This is a genomic window from Rahnella inusitata (genome assembly GCF_965118895.1).
Lineage (GTDB): Bacteria > Pseudomonadota > Gammaproteobacteria > Enterobacterales > Enterobacteriaceae > Rahnella > Rahnella inusitata_A.
The window spans coordinates 159,690-174,340 of the sequence record NZ_CBCPJJ010000008.1; the positions used below are offsets into that span (position 1 = coordinate 159,690).

General features: G+C 58.7%; 11 protein-coding genes. 4 read left to right on the forward strand and 7 right to left on the reverse strand.

Annotated features, from left to right (window positions below; translation table 11 throughout):
• Window position 1: 1 nt before the first annotated feature.
• From ACMHLI_RS06680 to hutC, 6 genes are all read right to left on the reverse strand, one after another.
• Window positions 2-1,657 carry an ABC transporter permease gene (locus ACMHLI_RS06680; protein WP_413528766.1) on the reverse strand — a complete coding sequence of 552 codons (1,656 nt, stop codon included), beginning with the start codon at window positions 1,655-1,657 and terminating at the stop codon, window positions 2-4.
• A gap of 54 nt (window positions 1,658-1,711) precedes the next feature.
• Window positions 1,712-2,692, reverse strand: coding sequence for an ABC transporter substrate-binding protein (locus ACMHLI_RS06685; RefSeq protein WP_413528767.1), 981 nt, complete (start codon window positions 2,690-2,692; stop codon window positions 1,712-1,714).
• A 20-nt stretch (window positions 2,693-2,712) separates the two neighbouring features.
• Window positions 2,713-3,462, reverse strand: coding sequence for an ABC transporter ATP-binding protein (locus ACMHLI_RS06690; protein ID WP_413528768.1), 750 nt, complete (start codon window positions 3,460-3,462; stop codon window positions 2,713-2,715).
• A gap of 150 nt (window positions 3,463-3,612) precedes the next feature.
• Entirely contained in the window at window positions 3,613-4,440 is an 828-nt protein-coding gene (hutG, locus tag ACMHLI_RS06695; protein ID WP_413528769.1) for an N-formylglutamate deformylase, read from the reverse strand.
• On the reverse strand, window positions 4,437-5,699 hold the full coding sequence (gene hutI / locus ACMHLI_RS06700; protein WP_413528770.1) for an imidazolonepropionase: 1,263 nt from the start codon (window positions 5,697-5,699) through the stop codon (window positions 4,437-4,439). Before hutI ends, hutG begins: the two co-directional genes overlap by 4 nt.
• An 85-nt stretch (window positions 5,700-5,784) precedes the next feature.
• Entirely contained in the window at window positions 5,785-6,585 is an 801-nt protein-coding gene (gene hutC, locus ACMHLI_RS06705; protein ID WP_413528771.1) for a histidine utilization repressor, read from the reverse strand.
• A gap of 237 nt (window positions 6,586-6,822) precedes the next feature.
• Between hutC and ACMHLI_RS06710 the strand changes: the two genes are divergently transcribed.
• From ACMHLI_RS06710 to hutU, 4 genes are all read left to right on the forward strand, one after another.
• Window positions 6,823-8,202, forward strand: coding sequence for a formimidoylglutamate deiminase (locus ACMHLI_RS06710; protein ID WP_413528772.1), 1,380 nt, complete (start codon window positions 6,823-6,825; stop codon window positions 8,200-8,202).
• Window positions 8,199-8,771: a HutD family protein gene (locus ACMHLI_RS06715; RefSeq protein ID WP_413528773.1), complete on the forward strand. Its 573-nt coding sequence runs from the start codon at window positions 8,199-8,201 to the stop codon at window positions 8,769-8,771. Before ACMHLI_RS06710 ends, ACMHLI_RS06715 begins: the two co-directional genes overlap by 4 nt.
• Before the next feature lie 80 nt (window positions 8,772-8,851).
• A complete protein-coding gene (gene hutH / locus ACMHLI_RS06720) occupies window positions 8,852-10,402 on the forward strand; it encodes a histidine ammonia-lyase (RefSeq protein WP_413528774.1) in 1,551 nt (516 codons plus the stop codon).
• 28 nt (window positions 10,403-10,430) lie between these two features.
• Complete coding sequence (gene hutU, locus ACMHLI_RS06725; RefSeq protein WP_413528775.1) at window positions 10,431-12,113, forward strand: urocanate hydratase; 1,683 nt, start codon at window positions 10,431-10,433, stop codon at window positions 12,111-12,113.
• Window positions 12,114-12,283: 170 nt separating this feature from the next.
• Here hutU and ACMHLI_RS06730 read toward each other — a convergent pair whose 3' ends face one another.
• A complete protein-coding gene (locus tag ACMHLI_RS06730; protein WP_413528776.1) occupies window positions 12,284-14,368 on the reverse strand; it encodes a putative bifunctional diguanylate cyclase/phosphodiesterase in 2,085 nt (694 codons plus the stop codon).
• Window positions 14,369-14,651 lie beyond the last annotated feature (283 nt).

Below are 14,651 nucleotides of genomic sequence, written 5' to 3' on the forward strand. Positions count from 1 at the left end.
TTCATGCCTGGCGTTGCGAAAGCCTGAATGCGGCTAACATCAGCGTCAGGCTCAGTAATACTGCGACCGACGCCATCGCCATCCCGTCGCCCACCGAGCCCTGCTCAAACTGACGCCAGACAAAGACCGACACTGTCTGCACGCCCGCCGGAGAAAGCAGCAGGGAGGTAACCAGTTCGCGCGACGCGACGGCAAACACCATCATCATTGAGGCCAGCAAACTCGGTAATACCAGCGGCAGCAGGATCAGCCGCAACGTCTGCGCCGCCGTTGCGCCGTGAACGCGGGCGGCAGCATCCAGATTACCGCCAATCTGTTTCAGCGCTGCGCTGACGTAGCGTACCGGATAGGGCAGCAGCAGGCAGCAATAGGCCAGCAACAAAATCCCCCAGGTGTTATACGGCGTGACCGGCCAGAAACTGCGGTTCCACGCCAGAATCAGCCCGACACCGACCACAATCCCCGGCAATGCGGCGGGCAGCAGAGAAAGCCCGTCGATCACGGCCGCACCACGAATTTTCCTCGCCACCACCAGCCACGACGCCAGAAAGCCGGTTGCCCCCGCAATCAGCGCTGTACCGAGCGCCAGACTGAGGCTGGTAGAAAGCGCACCCAGCGCGTCGCCGTGGGTGGCAAACAGCGCCGCGAAGTGCCGCAGGGTGAGATTGGCAAAAGACAGCCCGCCGGACAGCGTGCCGGAAAACGCCGTTACCAGCATCGATGCCAGAGGCAGCGCGACGGCGGTCAGCGCCACCAGCGAAAACAGCGCCAGCACCGGCACCGTCCAGCCGGACAGCGGCTTTGGCGTTACGTCCGCCGGTTTGCCGGTCATACTTTCGACATTTTTCCCCGCCAGCACCGCGCGCTGAACGCTGTAGGCGCACAACGCCATCGCCACCAGCACCAGCGAAAGCACCGCCGCGCCCGGCAAATCGATTGGCCAGTCCGCCAGCCGCTGCTCGATGCCGGTGGTCAGCATCAGAATACCGCTGCGTGAGCCCAGCGCGCCGGGCACGCCGTATTCCTCAATCGACAGCGTGAACGCCAGCAGTAAACTCGACGCCATCGCCGGTAACGCCATGGGCAGCGTAATGCGGATAAAAGCCTGAAACGCACCGGCGCCGTGGATGCGCGCGACATCCGCCAGCCGGCTGCCGCTGGCGGCCATGCTGCGCGAAACCGCGAAATAGACCACCGGAAAAATATTCAGCGTCATCACCACAATCATACCCGGCAGTGAAAACAGAAAATCATTGAGATGCAGCCACGGCAGCAACTGCTGCACATAGCCGTTGGTCTGCAACGCCAGCATCCAGGACAGCGCGGCGATATACGGCGGCAGCAAAAATGGCACCAGAAACAGCACGTCCCACAGCGCCGCGCCCGGCAGCCGGAACAATCCGCGCAGTGCGCCGAGCGGAATACCGATCAGCGCGCTGCACAAGGCCACGCCCAGCCCGACTTTTAACGTTGTGGCGATCAGCGCCAGCATCTGTGGTTCGGCGAAGACGCGGGAAAAGGCGCTGAACGGCGCAGAATAGCGGCCGGAATCCAGATGCGGGAAAATCGCCTGCAGCACCACAAAGCTGACCGGCACGGCGACCAGCAACAGCAGCGCAAGACCGGTCACGCCGGGTAAAAAAGCGTTTCTATTCATGATTCAGTTCTCAGAAACGGGCTACGCAGCGGGTGTGCGCAGCCCGTCGGGGGGTTACGGCTGGGCGAAGAGTTTGGCGAAACGATCGAGAACGTCTTTGCGCGAGGCGGTCGCTTTTGGGTCTTCCGGCAGCAGTTTCAGGGATTTAAACAGCGGACGTTTAGCATCAATATCGGTACGGGCTGGCATCAGCCATGCGTCGGCCACCAGCTTCTGGCCTTCTGGCGACAGTGCGTAATCGATAAAGGCTTTAGCCTCTTTTTGCTGCTGGCTGGATTTGAGGATCATCATCGGGCGCGGGGCGATCACGGTGCCGCTCTGCGGGAAAATTACTTTGACGGATTCACCGTCCTGCATACTCGCGTAAGAGACGTAATCCACCGCGCCAAATACCGCCGCTTTCGCGCCCTGTAACACCGGCGTCAGCGCCTGCGCGTTCGGCCCGGCAATGATCATGCCGTTGGCTTTCAGGTCGTCAAACAATTTCCATGCCTGTTGCGCGTGGGCATTCTGCAACCCGATCAGCAGATCCAGCGACGCGCCGGACAGGGAGGGATCCGGTGTGGTGACTTTGTCCTTGAACTCCGGTTTAGTCAGGTCGCCCCAGTCTTTCGGCTCGGACGTTCCGCTTTTGGTGTTCCACACAATCCCCAGCGCGGAAATGCCCTGCGCCACGTAATACGGCGTCTTGAATTGCGCCGGAACCTGCGCCGCGTTCGGGCTCTGATATTCCAGTAACCAGCCGCGCTGTTCGAGATCGGTAGCGGTATCCCATGACGCTGAGATCAGCACGTCGGCGCGCGGATTGGCCTGTTCGGCTTCGAGGCGCGCCATCACTTTGCCGGTGGTGGCCTGAAACACATCGACTTTTACGCCGGTCTGTTTTTCATAGCCCGCCGCCAGTTTTTTGGCCAGCGAACCCGGCCCGGCGGTGTAAAGCGTCAGTGCCTGGGCGCTGCCCGCTGCCATTGCGAGAGAAAGAGTCATTGCAGTCATTACGCCTGTTTTGGTTCGGGATAAAAGTGTGCGAGTCATTGAGTCAATTCCATCAGAGGTTAAGCAACAAAAGGGGAAACAACGGAAGCATCATTCAGGTCAATACTGGCGATCGCGCCCTGGTCCATGCGTGCAATACGGTGCGCCAGTGCGCGGGCTTCGTGCCGGTCGTGGGTGACGTACACCGCCGTGGTGCCGAGCTGGCGTAAAAGCGTTGCCATCTCTTCACACAGGCTTTCGCGCAGATCGCGGTCAAGATTGGAGAGCGGTTCGTCGAACAGCAGAATGCGCGGCTCAGCGACAATCGCCCGCGCCAGTGCCACGCGCTGTTGCTGACCACCGGAAAGCTCGGAAGGGCGTCGTGAAGCGAAATCGGCCAGCCCGACGCGATCTAGCGCAGCCATCACTTTTTCCTGCTGAAGTGCGCCACGAACTCCGCGCATTTGCAGCGGAAACGCGACGTTCTGCCGCACGCTCATGTGCGGCCACAGCGCGTAATCCTGAAAGGCCATGCCGAGATTGCGCCGCTCCGGTGGCAGACTGAAGGTGCCGCTGGCGACGATTTCGCCGTCGAAGCTTAACTGCCCGGAGGCCGGGTGCAGTAAACCAGCGAGCATTTTCAGCAGCGTGCTTTTGCCGCAGCCCGAGGGGCCGAGCAGGGCGAGGATCGTGCCTTTGGGCACGGTCAGATTGACGTGATTGAGTACCGGTGTGCTCCCGAAGAAATGGGACACCTGATGGACTGCGATAGCGGGAGGCGAAGCAATGCGCGGTGGCGCATCCCCGCCGTTTAAAGCTGGAATGTTCATGACGGTACTATCCTCTTTGGGACTTATTAGTGCTGCTGAGCCTAAAGAGAATGTGTGACGGTGACATGACAGGTTTGTGAAGGTAGAAAGTGAATGTAGAAATTTGGCGGTGCAGGCGGGGAACCTGCACCGGATCATTCGTACACTGTTTTATTTCTTATATTGCTGTTCGCCCCACGCCAGCATCCCGGCCAGCAGCGGTTTCAGAACGCCCTGTAATTCAGTGGCTTTAGCGTCGTCATAGGCGAACGGTTCGATCTCTTCCATGTAATTGACCTGCGCCAGCTCCAGCTGAACCGCGTGCTGATGCACATCCGGCTGACCGTATTCGCGGGTAATGTAGCCACCTTTGAAACGGCCGTTCAGCACGTGGCTGAAGCGCGATTGTTGCAGGCAAACGCCTTCCACCACGCCGCTTAAACCGGGCGAACAGCTTGCGCCGCCGTTGGTGCCGAGATTCAGATCCGGCAGTTTGCCATCGAACAGACGCGGGATTTGTGAGGCAATAGAATGAGCATCAAACAGCAGCGCGTAGCCAAACTCCTGTTTCATCCTCGCCAGTTCTGACGCAATAGTGTGGTGATACGGCTGCCAGATTTGCGCCAGATACTGCTGGCGCTGCGCCACGGTCGGCTCCATCCCGGCTCTGAAGGTCGGGCGGCCATCAAATAACGTATCCGGGAACAGGCCAGTGGTGGCAGTGGCATAAAGCGGGGTGTCGTCGGCCGGACGATTGAGATCAATCACAAAGCGGGAATATTGCCCGACCAGAATGCTGGCCCCGAGCGCACGGGCAAAATCATACAACTGCGGAATATGCCAGTCGGTGTCAGAAAGCGGCAGCGCGGCATCGGTCAGCCCGCTGGCGACTTCCGGCGTCAGGTGCGTTCCGGCGTGCGGAATGCTGATCAGCAACGGGGCGGTTCCCCGGATGAAATGTAGCGGTTCGGCGATAACAGAATTAGCTGAAAGGCTCATAAACGAACTTCTCCACGCAGGTGACCACGAAAAATAACGGTGCAGGGCAGCTGTCCGCCCAGCCAGTAAACCAGTTCAGCCGGGCGCGACAGCGGCCAGTGAATAAAATCGGCGACCTTGCCCGCTTCCAGCGAGCCGTGAGAATCCTGCAAACCCAGTGCCCGCGCGCCGTGGCAGGTCACACCGGCCAGCGCCTCTTCCGGCGTCAGTCGAAACAGCGTACAGCCCATATTCAGCATTAAGCGCAGAGAAAGCGCCGGAGAGGTTCCCGGATTGGCATCACTGGCCAGCGCCATCGGTACGCCGTGAGTGCGAAAATATTCCACCGGCGGGCGCTGCGTTTCGCGCAGCAGATAGTAGGCGCCGGGCAGTAATACCGCGACGGTACCCCCGGTGGCCATTGCTTTGGCATCGTCTTCGGTGGCGTATTCCAGATGATCGGCAGACAGGGCATGATGGCGTGCGGCCAGCGCACTGCCGTGCAGGGAAGAGAGTTGTTCGGCGTGAAGTTTTACCGGCAGGCCGAGCGATTTTGCGGCATTGAAGACGCGTTCCACCTGCTCTGGCGAAAACGCCAGGTGTTCACAAAAGGCATCCACGGCGTCGGCGAGATTTTCCTGTGCAACCACCGGCAGCAGGGTGTCACAAATTAGCTGAATATATTCATCCGGCCGGTCTTTGAATTCAGGCGGCAGCGCATGGGCGGCGAGGCAGGTGGATTTCACCTCGACCGGCAGCATATGGCCAAGCCTGCGGATCACCCGCAGCATTTTGATTTCGCTTTCCACGCTCAGGCCGTAGCCCGATTTAATCTCCACGCAGGTGACGCCTTCGGCCAGCAGCGGTTGCAGGCGGACTAACGCCTGCGCCAGCAGTTCATCCTCGCTGGCGGCGCGTGTGGCGTTGACCGTTGATAAAATGCCGCCGCCCGCTGCGGCAATCTCTGCGTAACTCACGCCGTTCAGCCGCTGTTCAAATTCGGCGCTGCGATTCCCGCCAAATACCAGATGCGTGTGGCAATCGACCAGCCCCGGCGTGATGATCCCGCCGTCGAATTGATGTTCGATGGCGTTCGGGTAATTCGGGCAGTCAGCGTCAGCGCCGACCCACAGGATCTGGCCGCCGCTGACGGCAATCGCGCCGTTTTCGATCAGGTTGTATTTCCCGTCCCGCATGGTGACCAGCGTGGCGCCGCGCCAGACGCTGTCACATTGCGAGGAGGGTTCAGAAGAGAAATGCGTGGACAGCGTTAAGGGCATGACGGGCTCCGGACAAGGTTGATCTTGTATAGACAACTAAAGTCAACCTAGCGCATAACCCGAAAACCGGCAAGCGAAAAGCGTCTCAACCGTGACTGGTGAAGCGTCCGAACAGCTGATAACGGGAACCGGCGTAGATCAGCCGCGCCGACGTGACCACGCGGCTGCCGCTCCAGGTACGGCGGTGGATCAGCAGACAAGGCTCATGCTCGCTAAGCTGCAACAGTTCGCGCTGCTCGTCGCTGGCGCTGACGGCTTCCACGCGATGCTCACCGGCAGTCAGCGGCGCGATGGTCATCAGATAGGTATAAGGCGACTGCTTATTCAGCACTTCTTCCAGATAATCGGGAGCCATTTCCGGATTCACAAAACGCTCTTCAATCTGTACCGGCACATGATTTTCGTAATGCACGATTTGCGAATAAAACAGGATTTGCCCGAGGGCGACGTCCATCTGCTGCGCCTGTGCGGCATCCGCCAGCCGGGCTTCGCACAGCAGAATTTTGCTGTCGTGCTGATGGCCGCGCGCGGCGATTTCATCGGCGATGTTGTGCACTTCCAGCATCGGGGTATAGGCCTTGGCTTCGGCCACGAAGGTGCCGACGCCCTGCATGCGGATCAGAAAACCTTCGCTGGTCAGCTCACGCAGTGCGCGGTTGATGGTCATGCGGCTGACGCCCAGCTCGTTGGTCAGCTCACTCTCGGAAGGTACGCGCTGATGCGGTTTCCATACGCCCGCGCGGATCTGGCTGACGATCGCCTGTTTCACACGCTGATAAATAGGGGCGGGGGTGTCGCTCATTGCGGCCGCCAGTTCGGACAATGTCTGCTGGGACACTCCCTGTTGCGCTGCACCAGAATGAAAAAGTGGTGTCGGCTCCGACATGTCTCGTACCTCGCTCGTTGATCTTGCTGAATTGTTTTCCGTTCACAGCCCCGTAGTGTCCACCACGGGCAGGCAAACGAAAAGAGGACGGGGGAAACAAAAATCAAAAAAATTCCTGTTGCAAGTTTACAGCGCAATCAGGCATATGTATATGTATAGACAAGTTGATTAAAACAGTAGCGTTTGTTTATCAAAAATTGCATTTATGTTTCCCCATGTTGATTCAGGAACGATGTCATGGCTGCTTATTTTGCTTCACGCGCCTTACTTGCCGACGGCTGGGCGCACGATGTTCGTCTGGAGGTTGACGCCGCCGGAATGCTGACGGCGGTGACGCCGGGTAGCCATCCGCAGGGCTGCACCACGCTTTCAGGACCGGTGGTGCCGGGCATGCCGAATCTGCATTCGCACGCTTTTCAGCGGGTGATGGCCGGGCTGGCGGAAGTCGCCGGAGATCCGCAGGACAGCTTCTGGACGTGGCGCGACCTGATGTATCGCATGGTGCAACGCCTGACGCCTGATCAGACCGGCGTCATCGCCCGCCAGCTGTATATCGAAATGCTCAAAGGCGGCTATACACAGGTTGCCGAATTCCACTATCTGCATAACGACCTCAGCGGGAAGCCTTATGCCGATCGCGGCGAAATGACCGCACAGCTGAGCGCGGCGGCGGAGCAGGCGGGCATCGGCCTGACACTGTTGCCGGTGCTGTACAGCTACGCCGGATTTGGCGCGCAACCGGCGCAGGGCGGGCAAAGACGCTTTATTCAGGAAGTGGACAGCTACCTGCAACAGCAGGATACGATCCGTCAGCAGACTGGCGGCAAACCGTTGCAAAACGCCGGTCTGTGCTTCCACTCGCTGCGCGCCGTGACTCTGACACAAATGCGTGAGGTGCTGGCGGCGGGCGACAAAAATTCCCCGGTACACATCCACATCGCCGAACAGCAAAAAGAGGTGAACGATTGCCTCGGCTGGAGCGGACAGCGGCCAGTCACCTGGCTGTATGACCATCTGGATATTGATAGCCGCTGGTGCCTGATCCACGCCACGCACACCGACCGTTTTGAATTAGCCAGCATGGCGAAAAGCGGTGCGGTGGCGGGATTATGTCCGACGACGGAAGCTAACTTAGGCGACGGCATTTTCCCCGGCGTGGAATACCTGGCTCACAACGGCCGCTGGGGCATTGGCTCCGACAGCCACATTTCGCTCAACGTAGTGGAAGAGCTGCGCTGGTTCGAATACGGTCAGCGTCTGCGCGATCAGCGCCGCAACCGCCTGACGCTGCCGCATCAGAACCAGCATTCCGTCGGCGACGTGCTCTATTCCCACGCCTTACAGGGCGGTGCGCAGGCATGCGGTGCGGCGATCGGCACGCTGGCCGTGGGCTATCGCGCCGACTGGCTGGTACTCGACGGCAGCGATCCCTATCTGGCGGCGGCCAAAAACAGCGAAATTCTTAACCGCTGGTTGTTTGCCGGTAACAGTGGGCAAATCCGCGATGTCTATGTCGGCGGTATCGCGCGCATTGTCGAAGGTCAGCATACACAGCAACAGACCGCTGCGGCGGATTTCCTCAAGGTGCTGAACCAACTGGCGGAGCGTGACGCATGACCGGCTGGCAGCCATTCAGCTTTGCGAGCCTGCCGGTCAGCCCGTGGCGTAACGGCGGCGGCGAAACCCGCGAAATCATCAGCTTTCCGGCAGGAAGCGCGGATTTTGACTGGCGTGCCAGCATCGCGACCATCGCGCAGGACGCCCCATTTTCCTTATTCCCCGGCATTGACCGTTCGATCACGTTACTCAGCGGTGCAGGCGTTCATTTGCTGGCCGCACCGGACGTCAGCCATTCCCTCAGCCGCGCGGCTGAACCTTTTGCTTTTCGCGGCGAACAGGCGGTGAGCGCCCGGCTGCTCGGCGGCGTGACCACCGATTTCAACATCATGACCCGCCGTAGTGCTTGCCTTGCACGGGTGATTGCCGCCCGCGATACGCTGGCGGTTTTACCTGAAAACGGCGGCGTGATTTACGTCCTTAACGGTGACTGGCATCTGCCGGACGGCGCGCAAATCGGGCAGGGCGATGGATTTTACTGGACGGCAACGGCGCAGATAAACCCGGTTATCGTCAGCACAGAACACCCTGACGGCCTGCTGCTTTGGGCCTCAATCATTACGGATTAATCGTTGCGAAGAACAGCCCGACAGACTGTGTTCTGGTGCGGGTTTTCGTTTAGCTTAACTTGTCTATACAGGAATAGATTATGGCTTCTTCATCACCAGAAATAACCCTTTGCCCTCTGCAACCGGGTCAGGTTGATTTACCGACGTTGCGCCAGATTTATCAGGGTAACGTCCGCCTTGCGCTGGCAGAGAGCGCGCGGGCAGACGTTCAGGCTTCTCAGGAAACGGTCACGCGCATCGTCGAATCTGGCAAGGTGGTTTACGGCATCAATACCGGCTTCGGCAAGCTGGCGCAAACGCGCATTCCGGCGGAAAGGCTGGCGGAATTGCAGCGTAATCTGGTGCTGTCGCACAGCGTCGGCATTGGCAAGGATCTGGCGGATAACGTGGTGCGTCTGGTGATGGCCACCAAGGTGCTGAGCCTCTCGCGCGGGCATTCCGGTATCCGCATTGAAGTGATCGACGCGCTGATTGCCTTGTTCAACGCCGGTGTTTATCCATGTATTCCTGAGAAAGGATCCGTGGGCGCGTCCGGCGATTTAGCACCGCTGGCGCATCTTTCCCTGATGCTGATCGGTGAAGGTCAGGTGACGGTTAAGGGTGAGAAAGTGTCGGCGGTAGAAGGGCTGAAAACCGTCGGGCTTGCGCCGTTTGAGCTGGGGCCGAAAGAAGGGCTGGCGCTGCTCAACGGCACGCAGGTCTCAACTTCGCTGGCGTTGTCCGGATTGTTTGAAGCGGAACGCGTTTTTGCGGCAGGTTTGGTGGCGGGTGCGCTGTCCCTGGAAGCTATTAAAGGGTCAGTAAAACCGCTGGATGCGCGCATACATCAGGCACGCGGTCAGGTCGGGCAAATCGCCGTGGCGGCGGCGGTAACAGAATTGCTGGCAGGCAGTGACATTGTCACGTCACATTCCAACTGCGGCCGCGTGCAGGATCCGTATTCCATCCGCTGCGTGCCGCAAGTCATGGGCGCGTGTCTGGATAATCTTCATCACGCTGCCCGTATTTTACGCATCGAAGCCAATGCGGCATCCGATAATCCACTGGTGTTCGCCGAAAACGGGGATGTGATTTCCGGTGGCAATTTCCATGCTGAACCGGTGGCCTTTGCCGCCGATATCCTCGCCCTGGCGATTGCCGAAATCGGCGCGATCTCCGAGCGGCGCATGGCATTGCTGCTCGATACCGGGCTTTCCGGCCTGCCGCCGTTCCTGGTCAACGACGGTGGGGTCAACTCCGGCTTTATGATTGCGCAGGTGACCGCCGCCGCGCTGGCCTCTGAGAACAAATCCCTTGCGCATCCGGGCAGCGTGGACAGCCTGCCGACCTCCGCTAATCAGGAAGATCACGTCTCGATGGCGACCTACGCCGCACGTCGTCTGGGCGACATGTGCTTTAACACCAGCGTCGTGGTGGGCATTGAGGTGATGGCTGCCGCGCAGGGTATTGATTTCCACCGTCCGCTGCAAAGTTCGCGGGTGCTGGAAAACGAGCTGAAAGCCATCCGTGCCGATGTGCCGTTCCTTGAACATGACCGCCTGATGGCACCGGACGTTGAAATGATGCGCCTGTGGGCCACCCGTGAACGCTGGCCAGCGGCGGTTGAAGCGCTGTTGCCGAGTTTTGCCTGATTCTCCTGACCCGATAAAGGAACCGAAAATGAACGCTCCACAAAAAACTGCCGTTGCACGCGTTGTTCGTGCCCCGCACGGCACAGAGCTCAGTTGCCAGAACTGGCTGATCGAAGCGGCATACCGCATGCTGCAAAACAATCTCGATCCGGACGTCGCCGAGCGCCCGAACGATCTGGTGGTGTACGGCGGAATAGGCAAAGCGGCACGCAACTGGCCGGCGTTTGAAGCCATTCTCACCAGCCTGCGCGCGCTGCGCGAAGACGAAACGCTGCTGGTGCAGTCCGGCAAACCGGTCGGCGTATTTCGCACTCATACCGACGCACCACGGGTGCTGATTGCCAACTCCAATCTGGTGCCGCACTGGGCGAACTGGGAACATTTCCACGAGCTGGATAAAGCTGGGCTGATGATGTACGGCCAGATGACCGCCGGTTCGTGGATCTACATCGGTGCGCAGGGCATCGTGCAGGGCACATACGAAACCTTCGCCGAAGCGGGGCGTCAGCATTACAACAGCGATCTGCGCGGTAAGTGGATTTTGACCGCCGGTCTGGGCGGCATGGGCGGCGCGCAGCCGCTGGCCGGAGTGCTGGCCGGAGCCTGTGTGCTGGCGATTGAATGTCAGGAGTCGCGCATTGATTTTCGTATACGCACCCGATATCTCGACCATAAAGCCCACAGCATTGATGAAGCGCTGGCGTTGATCGAGAAAGCCTGCGCCGGGAAAAAAGCGATTTCCGTTGGCCTGCTGGGTAATGCGGCCGAACTGATGCCGCAGCTGGTGGCGCGTGCCAAAGAAGGCGGCCTGCGCCCGGATATCGTCACCGACCAGACGTCCGCGCACGACCCGCTGAACGGCTATCTGCCGGAAGGCTGGAGCGTAGAACAATGGCAGACGGCGCGTCAGTCTGACCCGCAATCGGTGATCAAAGCGGCCAAAGCCTCGATGGCCAAACACGTGCTGGCGATGCTTGATTTCCACGCCATGGGCATCCCGACCGTCGATTACGGCAACAATATCCGCCAGGTGGCGAAAGATGAAGGCGTGACGAATGCCTTCGATTTCCCGGGGTTTGTTCCGGCGTATATCCGTCCGCTCTTCTGCGAAGGCAAAGGCCCGTTCCGCTGGGTGGCACTGTCCGGCGACCCGGAAGATATCTACAAAACCGACGCCAAACTGAAAGAGCTGTTCCCGGATAACGCCAATCTGATCAACTGGCTGGACATGGCGCGTGAGCGTATTGCGTTTCAGGGATTACCGGCGCGTATCTGCTGGCTGGGCCTGGGCGAGCGCCACATCGCCGGGCTGGCGTTCAACGAAATGGTGCGCAACGGCGAGCTGAAAGCGCCGGTAGTGATTGGCCGCGACCATCTGGACACAGGCTCCGTTGCCTCGCCGAACCGTGAAACTGAAGCGATGAAAGACGGTTCCGACGCGGTTTCCGACTGGCCGCTGCTCAATGCTTTGCTTAACACCGCAGGCGGCGCGACCTGGGTCAGCCTGCATCACGGCGGCGGCGTCGGCATGGGCTTTTCACAGCATGCGGGCATGGTGATTGTGGCGGATGGCACAAAAGAAGCGGATGCCCGTCTGGCAAGGGTATTGTGGAACGATCCGGCGACCGGCGTAATGCGTCACGCCGATGCCGGCTATGAACAGGCGGCAGCGTGCGCAGAGCGCAACGGGCTCAACTTACCCATGATCTGATGCGGTTCTAAACGCCAAAAGCCCGCTTAGCGTAAACCGTTAAGCGGGCTTCTTTCGTTTTATCAGGGAGCAGTACGTGATTTAAGAAAGGCTAATCGCCTGAAGTAAACCGCAAAACACCCCTTTATTCCCCGATCGGGTCTTACCGATTTCTGGTCTACTGGATAACATCAGACAGGTGCAAAGCCAAGCAGGCGGGATTCTGAGGGCTGAGGCCGTCCAAAAAAATACCCCTGAAACAATGAACACCCTTCTTCTTTCAGACGCCGGAACTGCTCGTCAGTTTCCACGCCTTCGGCGGTGGTCTGAATAGCCAGACTGCGGCTCATACCGGTGATGGCGCGGATAATCGCCAGCGCTTCCGGGCTGTCTTGCATATCATTGATAAACGACCGGTCAATTTTGATTTTGTCGAACGGGAACGACCGCAGATAGCTCAGCGATGAATAGCCGGTGCCAAAATCATCCAGCGCGATGCGCACGCCGAGCGCCTTGAGTTTACGCAACGTGCCGACGTTGCCCAGCGTGTTATCGAGTAATACCGATTCGGTGATTTCCACTTCCAGCCTTTCCGGTGCCAGCCCTGACGCGGCCAGTGCGGATTCAACTACGGAAACCAGGCCGCTGTTTTTGAACTGGATCGGCGAGAGGTTCACCGCAACGGTCTGGTTTCCCGCCCAGGTGGTCGCTTCGCGACAGGCTTCGTGCAGCGCGAACGATCCCAGACTGTGGATCAACCCTGTTTCTTCGGCAATGGGAATGAAATCGATCGGCATGATCAAACCGTTTTGCGGATGGTGCCAGCGCATCAGCGCTTCATAACCGATCACTGCATCATGTTTGGCATCAGTGATTGGCTGATAGTAGAGGCGCAGCTGATTGCAGGTGATTGCATCGCGTAAATCCAGTTCCACCACACGGCGTTTACGCGCGGCAGCATCCATTTCAATGCGAAAATCTTCATAGCGGTTGCGGCCGTTGCGTTTGGCCTCGTACAGCGCCATGTCTGCGCAGCGCAGCAGCTGATCCGGCGTGTTATCCGGTGAATCCGCCAGCGCAATGCCGATGCTCAGGCCGACCGACAGCGAATGGCCGTCGACCATCACCGGCGGACGCACGGATTCGATCAGGCGTTTTGAGATCTGATGCGCGGCGGCGATATCTTTCAGCCCCGGCAGCACCACGGCGAACTCATCACCGCCAATGCGCGCCAGGGTATCGTCATCACGCAGCGTCATGCGCAGACGCTTGGCAATCGCGCGCAGCAACTCGTCGCCGACCTGATGGCCGAGCGCATCGTTGACGTTTTTGAAGTTGTCGAGATCCAGACACAGCGTGGCGGTATGCGTGCGGGTGTACCGGTCTTGCTGCAAGGCTTCGCTCAGTCGCTGACTGAACAGAATACGATTGGGCAGGCTGGTCAGATTGTCGTGATGCGCCATGTGATGAATGCGCGCGTGCGCCGCGTGCTGATCCGTCACGTCATCGGCAATCATCATTACGTAGCTGGTTTGCGGATCGTGCCCGCGGATCACCGAACTGGTGGTTTGCAGCGTGCGGTCACCGATGGCGGTCAGCAACTGCTGCTCACTTTTATGCACGCCTTCGGCGCGCAGACATTCGTCCGACTGCTTATTGATAAAGGAACTCAGGCCAACACCCATGCAGTCCTGTGGTCGCTTACCGAGCATTTCTTTGCGCGAAATCCCCAGCAGACGCTCGGCCTGACGATTCACCAGCAGGATCTCCCGCGATACCGCATTTTCGACGATTACCGACGATGGAATATTGGCGATCACCGTATTGAGAAACTGGGTGAGGGCGGAGAGCTGCTCGCTGTTAGATTCGGCCAGATCTTTGGCGTACATCAGCGCCTGTTCGTTTTCACGACGCTCGGTGACGTCACGGGTTATTTTGGCAAACCCGATGATCTGACCGGCTTCGCGCAGCGCTTCGATGATGACGTGCGCCCAAAAACGCGAGCCATCTTTGCGCTGACGCCAGCCTTCAGATTCATAACGGCCGGTTTCACGCGCCGTTTCCAGCCCGTGCTGCGGCCAGCCATTTTTTTTATCTTCTTCAGTGTAAAAACAGGAGAAATGTTTCCCGACCACTTCCTCAGGCGCATAACCTTTGGCTCGCTGCGCACCGGCATTCCAGTTCGCCACGGTGCCATCAGGTTTCAGCATATAAATTGCGTAATCTTCAACGCGTTGAACCAGCAACCGATACAGTACGTCAGAATCTTCGTTCATTTTAATTTGCCTGCTAGCTGGCCGCCTCTGTGCGGGGTCCTCCCAAATCAGAGTCCGGCTGAATAGTGCGTCTGTTCCCGACGCATTTTTGCTGTGATGTGTGATGAAACGTTAGCATAAGATAATTTTTGGTTCGTCAAATTTTGCCTCTAACGTGCTTAAAATTAAGCATTTTTAGCAAAAAGATCGGCCTTAAGTTAAATTCTACTTTTGGATTTAAATAGGCGTAATGGTTATCGGCAACTGCCTCAGGAGCTTTAATGTGATGGCACAAAAAGCTTAA